The organism is Micromonospora sp. WMMD729 (assembly GCF_049315225.1).
Classification (GTDB): Bacteria; Actinomycetota; Actinomycetes; order Mycobacteriales; family Micromonosporaceae; genus Micromonospora.
Genome location: NZ_CP186059.1, coordinates 1,682,883 through 1,695,121 on the forward strand (window position 1 = coordinate 1,682,883; position 12,239 = coordinate 1,695,121).

12 protein-coding genes are annotated in these 12,239 nt (G+C 71.0%); 5 read left to right on the plus strand and 7 right to left on the minus strand.

All coding sequences use genetic code 11. The features are described from left to right. Positions 1–76 precede the first annotated feature (76 nt). Entirely contained in the window at positions 77–697 is a 621-nt protein-coding gene (locus ACN263_RS07815; protein ID WP_422739133.1) for a DUF2306 domain-containing protein, read from the plus strand. 10 nt (positions 698–707) lie between these two features. Here ACN263_RS07815 and ACN263_RS07820 read toward each other — a convergent pair whose 3' ends face one another. From ACN263_RS07820 to ACN263_RS07835, 4 genes are all read right to left on the minus strand, one after another. Beyond that, complete coding sequence (locus tag ACN263_RS07820) at positions 708–2,063, minus strand: carbohydrate-binding protein (protein WP_422739134.1); 1,356 nt, start codon at positions 2,061–2,063, stop codon at positions 708–710. Positions 2,064–2,203: 140 nt separating this feature from the next. Beyond that, complete coding sequence (locus ACN263_RS07825) at positions 2,204–2,659, minus strand: hypothetical protein (protein WP_422739135.1); 456 nt, start codon at positions 2,657–2,659, stop codon at positions 2,204–2,206. A gap of 109 nt (positions 2,660–2,768) precedes the next feature. Continuing rightward, a complete protein-coding gene (locus ACN263_RS07830; RefSeq protein ID WP_422739136.1) occupies positions 2,769–3,143 on the minus strand; it encodes a hypothetical protein in 375 nt (124 codons plus the stop codon). Positions 3,144–3,315: 172 nt separating this feature from the next. Continuing rightward, on the minus strand, positions 3,316–4,143 hold the full coding sequence (locus ACN263_RS07835; protein ID WP_422739137.1) for an SAM-dependent methyltransferase: 828 nt from the start codon (positions 4,141–4,143) through the stop codon (positions 3,316–3,318). 224 nt (positions 4,144–4,367) lie between these two features. Here ACN263_RS07835 and ACN263_RS07840 point away from each other — a divergent pair, with 224 nt between their 5' ends. Continuing rightward, positions 4,368–5,555, plus strand: coding sequence for a cellulose binding domain-containing protein (locus tag ACN263_RS07840; protein ID WP_422739138.1), 1,188 nt, complete (start codon positions 4,368–4,370; stop codon positions 5,553–5,555). A 25-nt stretch (positions 5,556–5,580) separates the two neighbouring features. Beyond that, entirely contained in the window at positions 5,581–6,702 is a 1,122-nt protein-coding gene (locus ACN263_RS07845) for a glycoside hydrolase family 53 protein (RefSeq protein ID WP_422739139.1), read from the plus strand. 66 nt (positions 6,703–6,768) lie between these two features. Here the strand turns inward: ACN263_RS07845 and ACN263_RS07850 are convergent, their stop codons facing one another. Continuing rightward, positions 6,769–8,292 carry an RICIN domain-containing protein gene (locus ACN263_RS07850; RefSeq protein WP_422739140.1) on the minus strand — a complete coding sequence of 508 codons (1,524 nt, stop codon included), beginning with the start codon at positions 8,290–8,292 and terminating at the stop codon, positions 6,769–6,771. A 350-nt stretch (positions 8,293–8,642) separates the two neighbouring features. Between ACN263_RS07850 and ACN263_RS07855 the strand changes: the two genes are divergently transcribed. After that, the gene (locus ACN263_RS07855; RefSeq protein ID WP_422739141.1) at positions 8,643–9,887 is read left to right on the plus strand and encodes a hypothetical protein; all 1,245 of its coding nucleotides are present in this window, start codon (positions 8,643–8,645) and stop codon (positions 9,885–9,887) included. A gap of 11 nt (positions 9,888–9,898) precedes the next feature. On the opposite strand, the gene ACN263_RS07860 is transcribed toward ACN263_RS07855, so the two are convergent. After that, positions 9,899–11,104, minus strand: a complete 1,206-nt coding sequence (locus ACN263_RS07860; protein ID WP_422739142.1) for an MFS transporter — start codon at positions 11,102–11,104, stop codon at positions 9,899–9,901. Positions 11,105–11,113: 9 nt separating this feature from the next. Then, the gene (locus ACN263_RS07865; RefSeq protein WP_422739143.1) at positions 11,114–11,647 is read right to left on the minus strand and encodes a hypothetical protein; all 534 of its coding nucleotides are present in this window, start codon (positions 11,645–11,647) and stop codon (positions 11,114–11,116) included. A gap of 92 nt (positions 11,648–11,739) precedes the next feature. On the opposite strand from ACN263_RS07865, the gene ACN263_RS07870 reads away from it, so the two are divergent. After that, a complete protein-coding gene (locus tag ACN263_RS07870) occupies positions 11,740–12,237 on the plus strand; it encodes a YcxB family protein (protein WP_422739144.1) in 498 nt (165 codons plus the stop codon). Positions 12,238–12,239 lie beyond the last annotated feature (2 nt).

Genomic DNA, 12,239 nt, shown 5'->3' on the forward strand with positions numbered 1-12,239 from the left:
GTCGGACCATGGGCCGAACGGATCGCGGCCCATCTGCCGATGAGCGCGGGTAGGTGCGGCGACCACCATCGACGGCATGACGGTGCGCGAGTGGCGGCTACCCGCCGCGTTGATCCTGTTGGGGCTCATACCGATGCTCGCCGGTACGGTGCGGCTCACCGAGCTGAGCACCGGCCCCGAGGTCACCGAGGCCAATGCCCGCTTCGTGGCCGACCCGCTGCCGGTGGTGCTGCACATCGTCGGCGCGGTGGTCTACATCATCCTGGGCGCGTTCCAGTTCGTACCCCGGCTGCGCCGCCACGGCTGGCACCGTCGGGTCGGCCGACTGCTTGTCCCCTGTGGACTGACCGTCGCGTTCAGCGGCGTGTGGATGGCCTTCGCGTACGACCTGCCGGCCCAGGACAACGACGTGCTCGCCGGTATGCGGCTCGTCTTCGGCTCGATCATGGCCGGCTCGATCCTGCTCGGCCTGGCCGCCGCACTCCGCCGGGACATCCCCCGGCATCGCCGGTGGATGGTCCGGGGCTACGCGATCGGCCTCGGCGCCGGCACGCAGGCGTTCACCCACGCGCCGTACGTCCTGGCGACCGGCGGGCAGCCCGACGGTAACGTCCGGGCTGCCCTGGTGGTCGCCGGTTGGTTGATCAACCTTGCGGTGGCGGAGTGGTACCTGCGGCGGCCGGCCGGCCTGGGCTGACGCGCCCGCCTCAGCGGCCCTGGAGGCGCTTCACGTTGTCGCCGAAGGTCCACCCCTTCGACCCGTCCCAGTTCGCCGACCAGGTCATCAGGCCCTTGAGGCCGGGCACGGAGTTCCACGCCTGCGTGACCAGCGACGTCGACAGGTAACCCCCGCCCGCCCCGACCTGCGCGGGAAGGCCGGGGACCTGCTTGTCGTACGGCACCCGGATGGTGGTGCCCTGGATGGTGAGGCCGTTGTTCAGGCACTGCGTCTGCACGGTGAAGCCCTGCACCGTGCCGGCCGGGTAGGAGTCGCCGTTGCAGCCGTACATGCTGCCGTTGTAGTACTGCATGTTGAGCCACCAGAGCCGGCCGTTGTCGACGTACTTCTTGATGATCGGCAGGTACGAGCCCCAGATCGAGCCGTAGGTGACGCTGCCGCCGGTGACGTACGCCGTCTCCGGCGCCATGGTGAGGCCGAAGTTGGCCGGCATCCGGGCCAGCACGCCGTCGATGATCCGGATCAGGTTCGCCTGTGACGTCGACAGGGTGTTGATGTTGCCGCTGCCGGTGAGGCCGGTCTCGATGTCGATGTCGATGCCGTCGAAGTGGTAGGCCGTCAGGATCGGCACGATCGTCGCGACGAACCGGTCGGCGACCGCCGTGGAGCTCAGGTCGATGCCGGCGGCGGCACCGCCGATCGACATCAGGATGGTGGCGCCGGCAGCCTTGGCCTGGCACATCTCGGTCGGGGTCGGGACCTTCACGCCGGCGTCCATGCCGTTCTCCCAGAGCACCGTGCCGTCCGCGCGGATCACCGGGAAGGCCGCGTTGATCACGTTGTAGCCGTGCTGCGGGAGTCGGCTGTCGGTGATCGGGATCCAGCCGAGCCCGGGGTGCACGCCGTTGGACGCGCCGTCCCAGTTCTCCCAGTAGCCCTGCAACACCTTGCCGGTCGGCCGTGACTTCACCGCGCAGGTCCCGCCGGTCGGCGGCGGCGTGGTGGGGGGAGCGGTGGTCGGCGGCGCGGTGGTCGGTGGTGCTGTGGTGGGCGGCGCGGTCGTCGGCGGTGCCGTGGTGGGCGGGGGAGTGCTGCCGGAGCAGGCCCCCAGGTCACGCCAGAGCGACGGGGTCGAGGCGGGGTTCCAGCCGGCGCCCGGGTACGCGGTGTGGGTGACCAGCGCCTGGTAGAGCCGGCCGCCGTAGGTGACCTGGGTGCCCACCTGGTAGGTGGTGCCCTCGGCCCAGGCGGGTGCGGTGCAGGCGACCAGCGCGACGGCGTTGGTCGAGGGCACGGCGGCCATGCTGCTGGGGACGAAGGCGACGGCGGCCGTGACGGACATCGCCGCCCCGGCCAACACTGCGACGATGCGACGGCTTCTCATGGCTCACTCCCCAGGCTTCGACGACCCGCGACCTCCACATATTGACGTTCGTGACGTTTAATATCAAGGGTTGTTTACAGATAGCTCGTGGGATGCCGGACTGTCCTGCCCGGATGGCGGTATCCGGGTCCTCCTCGACGTCAGACGGAGACCCAGCAGTACACCCGTTCGCGGCGGGCCGCGGCGGACCGTGCCAGCGCCGCCAGTTCGACCAGGATCTCCGCCAGGTCGGACGGCTCGCACTGCCCCCGGATCTCCTCGACCTGCGACCAGGGCACCGCCACCCGACGCAGGTCGGTCTCGGACGACTCGGCCAGCGCCGCCTGCACCTCGTCGGTCAACGCGATCACGAGCTGGCCGCCGTCGTCACGGCCGGCGACGATGTGACTCCACCTCGGGTTCTCCGTCACCGTGTCGTAGTCGAGGCCGCGCAGCAGGCCCTCCAGCTTTCCGATCAACACGGAGGGCTCAAGACCCTTCAACTCGAGCACGTCGAGTTCGGGGTCGGTGACGGCGCGCGGGCCGCCGAGGACGTCGATCACGGCGGCGGCGGCGTCATCGGAGGCGGCCGGGAAGTAGTCACAGAGGATTCCCACCGCACGATCCTGGCAGGGGCGTCCGGTCGCCGCTGTCCCTGTCGGGATCGATGCGCCGCGGCAGGCCGCCAGGGCGGATGCCGGGGCATCCGTCCGCACCGGTGGCGGGTCAGCAGGTACGCGGCTGCCAGGTCACCTTCGTCACGTACAGCGGAACGTAGAAGTTCCCGTCGCCGGGGCGCGCGCACTCCGTGCCGGTGTAGATCTGGCCGAGGTACGTGTAGGACCAGGTGATCTCGGCGTTCCGGGAGGTGTGGTTGTAATAGTTGAAGACCGGGACGCTGCCCGACCACTCGGTGGTGGTCACCAGCGACGGAGGCGCCGTCGGGCCCTCGGCCGGGTGGTCCCAGTTGGGCCACGCGCAGAACGCGCCCTGCGGGCAGTTCCCGGGTCCCCAGACGCCGGAGGCCGCGGCGGGAGCGGCGGGGACGGTGGCCAGGACGCCTGCGACGGACGCGGCAACGGCGATGGATTTCCAGTGCACGGCTGACCCCTTTGATAGACGAATATCAATAGCGTTTTAAGCTACCGGTGGAAATTTGCGTCGTCAATGACTGGGGCTGAGTCGGCTCCGGAACCGGAAGCGCCGGGCCCGGCCCGTCACGGCGCGTCCGTCGGCGAATGTTCTCGCCGACGGAAGCGCCGTGCGGGTGGAGCTACGGCTTGCGGGCGAGCAGCCCGACGAAGGTGTGATAGGTGTCGGTCTGCTGCGGCGCGGACGCGCCCGGCTCCGGGCGCCACTCGGCCAGCGGCACCAGCCCCGGCTCCAGCACCTCCAGCCCGTCGACGAACGAGAGGATCTCCTCGTCCGTCCGCCAGCGACCGGTGCCCAGCGACTCGTTGAAGACCCGCTCCACCTCGCGTGCCTTGCGGGAGCCCTCCGGGTCCCGCTCACCCGGGTCGCGGAAGTGCGAGATCGCCACGTAGCTGCCCGAGGGCAGTGCGTCGATCAGCTCCGCCGCCACCGCGCGCGGATCCTCGTCGTCGCCCAGGTGGTGCAGGATCGCGAAGAGGAGCAGCCCGACCGGTCGGTCGAAGTCGAGGAACCGTTGTACGTCCGGGTGGTGCAGGATCTCCTGCGGCGTCCGGACGTCCGCCTGGATGACCGTCGCGGTGCCGTCCGCGGCGAGCAGTGCCCGGCCGTGCGTCAGGACGATCGGGTCGTTGTCGACGTAGACCACCTGAGCCTTCGGGTTCTGCTCGGTGGCGACCTCGTGCACGTTGCCCTGGGTGGGCAGCCCGGACCCGATGTCGAGGAACTGGTCGATGCCGGCCTCGGAGACGAGGAAACGGATCACCCGGCGCAGGAACGCCCGGTTCGCCTGACCGGCCGCCGGCCCGTCCGGGGTGATGCGCAGGGCGTGCTGGGCGACCTGCCGATCGGCCTCGAAGTTGTCCTTGCCGCCCAGGAAGAAGTCATAGACCCGGGCCACGCTGGGAACGCGGGGGTCGATGCCCGGGGGTGCCGCCTTGTCGCGGGTCACAGGCGTCTCCATTCGATGCGAATCAGCGCAGGCTGAGGACTGTGGACGGTGCCGGCGTTGCGGCGAGTGTAGCGATCGGACGGGCGGAATTCCGCCCCGGCTGGTATCGCTCCCAGTGAATCGTCTCCGCACCAGGGCACTCGTCGGGTGGCGCACCGATCGGGCGGCGACCGAGTAATGAGACGCGTTGGCGATCATCGATATGCTGGCCGCATCGTCGAGGTATGACAGGCGTCGCGTCGTCCTCGCTGTTCCGCCGGCTGGGGCCGGGTCTGCTGGCCGCTGCCATGCTCTCGACGGCGGTGGTCGCGACGGCTCCGGGCACCGCGCCGGCGGCCGACGCCGGCACCGTCGCCCCCGCCGGGTATCCCGGGGTCGCCCCGGCGCCGGGCCGGGCCGCGCCGCCCGCCGCCGATCCGACCGGCACCCCGCCGCCACCGACTCCTCCGCCCGGCACGCCGGGCACTTCGCCCTTCCCGCCGACCCCGCCCACGAACCTGACCGCGAGCGAGGTACGGACCGGGTCGGTCACCCTCACCTGGACGGCCGCCAAGCCCGGCTGCTGCGCCATCGTCGGGTACGACATCACGTACTACCAGGCGTTCGACGACGTCATCTACAGCGCCAGCGTGGGCGCGGTCACCAGCACCACGATCACCTCGTACATCGGGCCGGGCCGGCAGTACTTGTTCCGGGTGGCCGCCCGGGACACCCTCGGGCACCTGTCGGCCTCCACCGACACGCTGACCGTGGTCACGCCGGTGACCGACACCGGCCCGGACACCAGCCCGCCGAGCGCCCCGCAGAATCTGACCGTGGGGGAGGTGACCGCCTCGACGGCGACGCTGTCCTGGTCGCCGTCGACCGACAACGTCGGCGTCCTGGGGTACAACGTCTACCGGTTCGACGGCTGGTTCAGCTCGACGCTGGTCGCCACCGTGCCGGGGACGACGTACACGACGTCGTTGCCCGCGACCACGCCGCTGCGGACCCTCTACTACGTACGGGCCCGGGACGCGGCGGGCAACGTGTCGATCGCGTCCAACACGGTCACCCTGCCCACGACGTCCACGCCGTCGCCCCCGCCACCCTCGACCTGCCGGGTGACCTACCGCAACCAGTCCGAGTGGGCGGGCGGGTTCGTGGCGACGGTGACGGTGCAGAATCTCGGTTCCGCGCCGGTCGACGGCTGGATCGTCACCTTCGCGTTCCCAGGGGACCAGGCGGTGGCTTCCGCGTGGAACGCCACGGTCGGCCAGACCGGCACCGCCGTGACCGCCCGGAACGTCGACTGGAACCGCGTCCTGGCACCGAACGGCACCGCGACCTTCGGCGTCCAGGGGCGGTGGAGCGCCAGCGACGCGCCACCGACCGCCTTCGCGCTGAACGGCGCCGTGTGCACCACGGGCTGAGCGCGTCCCTCTGCCAAGGAGTCTCGTGAACACCACCCACCGCCGCCGGACCCTGGCCGGGGCTGCCCTGGCCGGCGTCCTCGTCGCCACCACCCTCAGCGGCCCGACCGCGCCCGTCTCCGCCGCGAACACGCTCAGCATGCGGGGCGCCGACGTGTCCTCGTTGCAGCGCAGTCTGGATCTGGGCGCCCGGTACTACGACGCCGGCGGGGTCGCCCGTGACCCCCTGGACATTTTGAAGTCCGTCGGCGTGAACTACGTCCGACTGCGCGTCTGGAACAACCCGGTCAGCGGCTACAACAACAAGAGCAAGGTGTTGGTACAGGCTCGGGCGGCCAAGGCGAAGGGCCTCAAGGTGCTCGTCGACTTCCACTACTCCGACACCTGGGCCGACCCCGGCAAGCAGTACAAGCCGGCCGCCTGGGCCGGGCACAGCCTGGCCCAGTTGGGCACCGACGTGTACGCGTTCACCTACGACGTCTGCGCCAGCCTACGGGGGCAGGGCACCCTGCCGGACAGCGTCCAGATCGGCAACGAGATCAACGTCGGGATGCTGTGGAACGAGGGCAAGGTCGTCAACAACGACTTCGGCCCGCTGGCCGGCCTGCTGAAGCGGGGCTACAACGCGACCAAGGCGTGCGGCGGCGGCATCCCGGTGATGATCCATACCGCGAACGCCGACAGCAACGCCAACGCCAGGTGGTTCTACGACGGCATCCGCGCGCAGGGCGTGCAGTGGGACATCACGGCCCTGTCCTACTACTGCATGTGGCACGGCAGCCTGGCGAACCTCTACAACAACATCGTCGACCTGCGGAACCGCTACGGGAAGCCGGTGGTCATCGCGGAGACCGCGTACCCGTTCACCCGCGGCAACGCGGACAGCGAGCCGAACGCGATCGGCGACGCGACCTGCGACGGCATCGGCGCGACCTGGTCCGGGCAGGCCCAGGAGTTCGACTGGGTGCAGAACACCGCCCGTAACGCCGGGGCCATCGGTGTCTTCTACTGGGAACCGACCTGGTACGCCGTCAACGGCAACGGCTGGGACCCGGCCAACATCAACGGCACCGGAAACCAGTGGGACAACATGGCTGTCTTCGACTGGTTCGGGCGGGTGAACCCGAACGTACGCTGGACGCCCTGACCTTGCGGGACGCGCCCCCGCCCATCGTCGTCGCGGCGATGAGCGGGGGCGCTGTCGGGTGGACCGTCAGACGGGTGTACGGGACCACTGCTGGTTGGCGCCGCTGTTGCACGTGTACTGCTTGAGGACAACGCCGTCCGCGGTCGACGAGGCCGGCACGTCGACGCACTTGCCGCTGTGGCGGGCCCGGAGCTGGAAGTAACCGCCGTTGGTGACCATCTGGAACTGCTGGTTGGTGCCGCTGCCGCAGGTGTACTGGATGAGTTCGGCGCCGTCGGCGGTGGAGGCGCTCGTCACGTCCAGGCACTTCCCGCTGTTGCGGCTGATGATCCGCCAGTAGCCGCTGCCGGCGTCCTGGAACTGCCACTGCTGCCAGGCGTTGCCGCCGTACGTGTACTGGCCGACGCGGGCGCCGTTGCTCGTGTTCGGTGACTGGACGTCCATCGCCTTGCCACTGTGCCGCACGTCGATCCGGTAGAAGGTTCCGGTGTTCGGGGGAGGCGTCGTGGGGTCGCCGCCGCCGATGGTGTCGCCCCAGCCGTAGCGGATCCGGTCCGCCCCGGAGTTGTTGCGGACGGTGAGGTTGAGGTCGGTGCCGCCGCCGCTGAGCGAGTACATCGAGTACCAGTCGTAGCCGATGCTGCCGGGCTTGCCGCCGAGGGCGGGCCAGTAGGTGCCACCCATCTGATTGTCCCGCATGACCTGGGCCATTGCCCGGATGTAGCGCACGAAGTTGTCGGTGCTGTTCGGGTCGGCGTAGTTGCGGCCGTCGTTCATGGGCGCGCCGAACTCGGTGGCGACCGCCCGGGAGGCGCAGTTGCCCAGGCGTGCCTGGATGTGGCCGCGGAAGGCGTCGTAGGTCATCGCGCCGTAGAAGAAGGCGTAGTAGTGGAAGGAGAGCAGCGTCGCGTTGAAGCGGCTGTCGTTGCAGATGTCGCGCAGGTCCTGGCTGAAGCCGGTGCCACCGATGAGCACCCGGCCGGGCGGGGCCGAGTAGTGGTAGCTGAGCCAGTTGGCCGCGACGTTGCGCCACTCCGCCGAGCTGTAGCCGTGCGGCTCGTTCATCGGCTCGAAGTAGACGTTGGGGTTCGAGCCGTAGGTGTTGGTCACCGTGGACCACATGGCGTTCCACGCGGCGAGGTTCGTGATCCTGCCGCCGGAGGCGGCGCCGTCCTCCCAGTAGGCGAGGATCACCTTGAAGCCGCGGGCGGTGGCCGCGTCGATGGCACCGCGGTACGCCTCCCACCAGCCCGTCCCGACCGTGTGCGTGTTGATGGGCAGCCGCACGGTGTTCACGCCCAGGGTGGACGCCATGTCGTCGTAGAGGGCGTTCGCCTTGGCGCGCACGGTCGCGTTGCTGTCGGACATGCTCAGGCCCTGGACCACGAGGGGAGCGGTGCTGAAGTTGTCACCCAGCACCGCCCAGTTCATACCCCGGAACTGGCTGGTGGCGGCGGCGGCCGGCCCGGGCAGGACCGCGACGCCGCCGACGAGCGCCGTCGTCGCGGCCACCAGAGCGACCAGCGCCCGTCGTAACAGACGCGGATTGCGGGCCGACCCAGGTGCCCGACCGGCGGGTGAAGTGATCATGATGCCTCCGAGGCGGTGGGGAGTGTGTTAGCGCTAACACGACGCTCGGGCATGAGTGATCGAACTGCGGCGCGTTCGGTTGGCCACGCAGGCAGATCTGGGCACCCCACGCCGGGGCGGACAGCGTGTGTTCTGCTTGTTAAGCGCGTGTTGCAGCCAAGTGTTAGCGATCGCATGTGGAGTGTCAAGGCATCGACGGTGCTCGCTGATGGGACGGCTGCGCGCGGCAGGTCGGCCGGACCCGGACAGAGCATCACCGGGCGACCACACACGGTGCCTGCGCGCACCCGGGTCGAGGTGCGGTCCGCTCGGGGCAGCGGACGGTCGTCGGTCGATGACAGGATCGCTCGGTGCGCGTTCTCTTCGACGGCCCCGCGCCGGTCGACTACGGACAGATCTACGTGACGAGCCGCGAGTTGCCGGACATGAGCGGGGCGTTCGCCGGTCAGGTGAACGGCCTGTGCGGTGGCGGCCACCCGGGTGCGCTCTTCCTGATCACCGGTACCCGCTACGGGCGGGTCCGGTTCCGGATCGAGGCGTACGACGCCGAGCCGCCGGCCGCGCCCGCCGAGTGGGAGGACGTGGTGGAGGTGTCGTTCGTGCCCAGGGCCGCGGTGGTCGATCTGGTCCCGTGGGGCGAGGGGGCCCTGGCCCGGTTGCCGTTGACTCCCGATGGGCGCGACGGCGGTCGGTTGCCGGTCTACCGGGTGCGGTACTGCGCGGCGGGCATGGAGGAGGGGAGCGATCCGTTCGGCGGGCTCGACCCCGATGAGCTCGACGAGCACGACGTCAGCTACCTGGACCGACGACCGGACCGCTATCTGCTCTGCTTCTGGCCGCAGGGCGACGCCGACGGCGAGGCGAGCGACGGGGCCGTCCGCGCCGACGCGGTGCTGCGCCAGAGCAGCGGCAGCGCCGCCTACTGGCATGGTTGGGCTCGTGGCTTGCCCGCCCCGCCCACGCTCTGGGAGCGGGTCGAGGCCGAGCTGCGCAGGCGGGCGGAGGAGGAACGCCGCAACGAGGAGTACCGGCGGCGCGCGGAGCTGCGGCGCTGGGGCGGGCGTCTGCCGAGCGAGCGATTCCGCCGGGTACGCGGCAACATCCACGGCATGCTGCTGCTGGACCGGGATCTGGTCGACGCGGTGGCCGACGCCGACGCCGCCGTCCAGCGGGAGATCGCGGTCTGGGCGGCGCGGCAGGCGTGCGCCCTCGCCGGTATCGCGGATCTGGACTGGATGACACCCGCGTGGACGGCGCTCGACCGGGGCGAGCCGCTGCCCGCCGAATTCACCGACATGACGGCGCTCAGGACGCGCATCCACGGTGGGCCGACGCCGACCGTCATGTTCGCCGTCGCCGGGCTGCGCCGCAGGGATGCCGCACCGGCCGACCTGCTGCGCGCGGCGCTCGACAGTCCGGTGGACCCGGTCGCGATGGCCCTGCCGGCCCTCGTGGCCGCCGGGGAGTCGGATCCGTTGCAGGCTGCGCTGGAGGCGCTGTGGGCGGCGGTCAGCACCTACGCCTCCCGGCGGGACGAGTTCCTGGCGGCCGTACGGGGAGCCTTCCCGATCGTCGACCGCACGGACGCGCGGTGACCCGCTCGTCCTCAGGAGAGGGGACCTGGTTCGGCACGGCCGACGACGAGGGGACCACGGCGTCCCAGCGCCCACACGGTGAGCGCCAGACAGCCCAGACCCGCGCCCGCGATCGAGACCGCTGACCAGCCACCCACGGACCAGAGGGTGCTCGCGGCGGCGGAGCCGGCCGCGGCGCCGACGAAGTTGCTGGTCGCCAGCGCCGTGTTGAGCCGGCTGCGGGCCTCGTGGGTGAGGGCGAACAACCGCGCCCGGTTGAGCAGGGCCTGGGTCTGCAAGGCGACGTCGACCACGACGGTCACGCTGATCAGGAGGACGAGGGAACGGCCGCCGAACGCCGCGACGACGAACGCCCCCAGGGCCAACGCCCAGGCCGCCCCGGTGGCCGGGAGCGACCAGCCGCGGTCGTGCAGACGCCCGCCGCGCAGCCCGGAGAGCACGCCCGCGAGCCCGACCAGCCCGAACATCCCGATCACCGCCGCCGGATAGCGGAACGGTGGACCGCTGAGCAGGAACGTCAACGCCGTCCAGAACAGCGAGAAGGCGGCGAATCCGGTGGCGGCCAGGACCAGCGTCCACCGGGCCGCCCGCTCCCGCCGGACCACCGCGGCGACCGAGAGCAGGAGCCTCGGGTACGCGATGCGCGTCCGTGGTGGCAGCGGTGGTGTCGCGCGGCGCAGCAGGACCGCGAGCAGCACGGCGACGACGGCGGCGAGGGCGAAGGTGGCACGCCAGGTGGCGGCGCTGGCGACGAACCCGCTGATCGTGCGGGCGGCCAGGATGCCGGTGAGGGTTCCCGACCCGACGACACCGACGATCCGTCCACGGTGGGCGTCACCGGCCAGGTCCCCGGCGAGGGGGGTGAGGATCTGGCCGGAGACCGTCGTGACACCGAGCACGCCGAGCGCGACGAGGAGTACGCCGATCGACGGCGCGAGCGCGCACAGCAGAAGCGCGGCGGCCGAGGCCAGGAACAGCACCGGGACGAGGCGGCGGCGGTCCAGCACGTCGCCGAGGGGTACGAGCAGCAGGACGCCGACGGCGTACCCGATCTGCGTCGCGGTGACGAGCCAACCGGCCGTGGCCGTCGACGCGTCCAGGTCGTCGGCGATGACGCCGAGCAACGGCTGCGCCCAGTACAGGTTGGCGACGGCGGCGCCGGCCGCCAGCGCGAACAGGAACGTCAGCGGGCGGCTCAGCTCCGAGAGGGCTGCCACCCGATCACGCTAGTCGACACGCGGTCGGCGTCGTAGTTCGCGCAGCACGCCGTGCCGGCGCACGGCCCACACCAGACGCCGAACGCTCGGGTGCCGTACGAACAGCGCCGCCGCCCGGCGGAACAGGCCGAACCGGTTGTCGCTGACCTGGTTCTCCAGCGCCTGCCAGATCAGCTCGCGCACCGGAGCGCTGTCCAGTGCCGACCGCACCTCACGCCGTACCCCGGGGTCTTCGGCGGCCGAGGTGACGGCGGCGGCGAGACCCGGGCGGTCCGCGAGCGGCTCCACCGCCGCCACCACGAGCGGGCGGCGCACCTCGTCCCGTTCCAGCAGCAGCAACACCGCCTCCCGGATCTCGACCGTCTCCAGGCCGGACCGCAGCAGGTCCACCAGGCTGCGTTCGACCTCGCCGTCGTGATCCGGCACGGTCAGCGTGGCCAGCAGCACGGACACCTCGTCGAGATCGATGAGGTGTCGCAGCCCGTCGCGGAACTCCGGCAGCCCCCACGCCACCTGGAGAGCCTTCAGGAGATCGCGGTTCATGCGCCCTGCGCTACCCGCAAGCCACCTCGCGCGAAACGTCCGCACTCCCGCATCCGCCGCGACCCTGCCCGACGAGGCACTATCGTGCGGGGGTGCGCATCCGTTTCGACGTACCCGCCGACCCCGCCTACCCCGCCCGCGTGGCGGCCACCCTCGCCGGTGTCCGGCTGCGGCGGTTCAGTTACATCGGCGCCGTGCTGGTGGCGGTCGGAGCGGTCGGCCTGGTCCTCTCGCGAGGGCTGGGCTGGGGCGAGCGGGTGTCCCCGCTGTGGCTGACGTTGGTGGTGGCCGGCGTGCTGTCGATGCTGTACCTGCCGTGGGTGCGGGCGCGGGCCCGCCGCCGCTCGGGTGACTACGCCGTCGAGGGCGGCTACGAGATCACCGACGCCAACATCATGATGCGCAGCGGCTCGGAGTCCGGCGGTATCGCCTGGGACGGAGTCGCCCGGGTGCAGGGCGACCCGGAATTCTGGATCGTGTACGTCGGTCGGATGCCGGCGACCGTGATCCCCCGGTGGCTGATGTCCGCCGAGGACGCCGAGACCCTGCGCGCCTTCATGGCCGACCGAGGGCTGCTCCGCGCCCGGTGACC

Bases quoted from the DNA above. Each gene is read 5' to 3' on its own strand.
- ACN263_RS07850 (WP_422739140.1), bottom strand. From the start codon at position 8,292: ATGATCACTTCACCCGCCGGTCGGGCACCTGGGTCGGCCCGCAATCCG.
- ACN263_RS07820 (WP_422739134.1), bottom strand. From the start codon at position 2,063: ATGAGAAGCCGTCGCATCGTCGCAGTGTTGGCCGGGGCGGCGATGTCC.
- ACN263_RS07840 (WP_422739138.1), top strand. From the start codon at position 4,368: ATGACAGGCGTCGCGTCGTCCTCGCTGTTCCGCCGGCTGGGGCCGGGT.
- ACN263_RS07815 (WP_422739133.1), top strand. From the start codon at position 77: ATGACGGTGCGCGAGTGGCGGCTACCCGCCGCGTTGATCCTGTTGGGG.
- ACN263_RS07865 (WP_422739143.1), bottom strand. From the start codon at position 11,647: ATGAACCGCGATCTCCTGAAGGCTCTCCAGGTGGCGTGGGGGCTGCCG.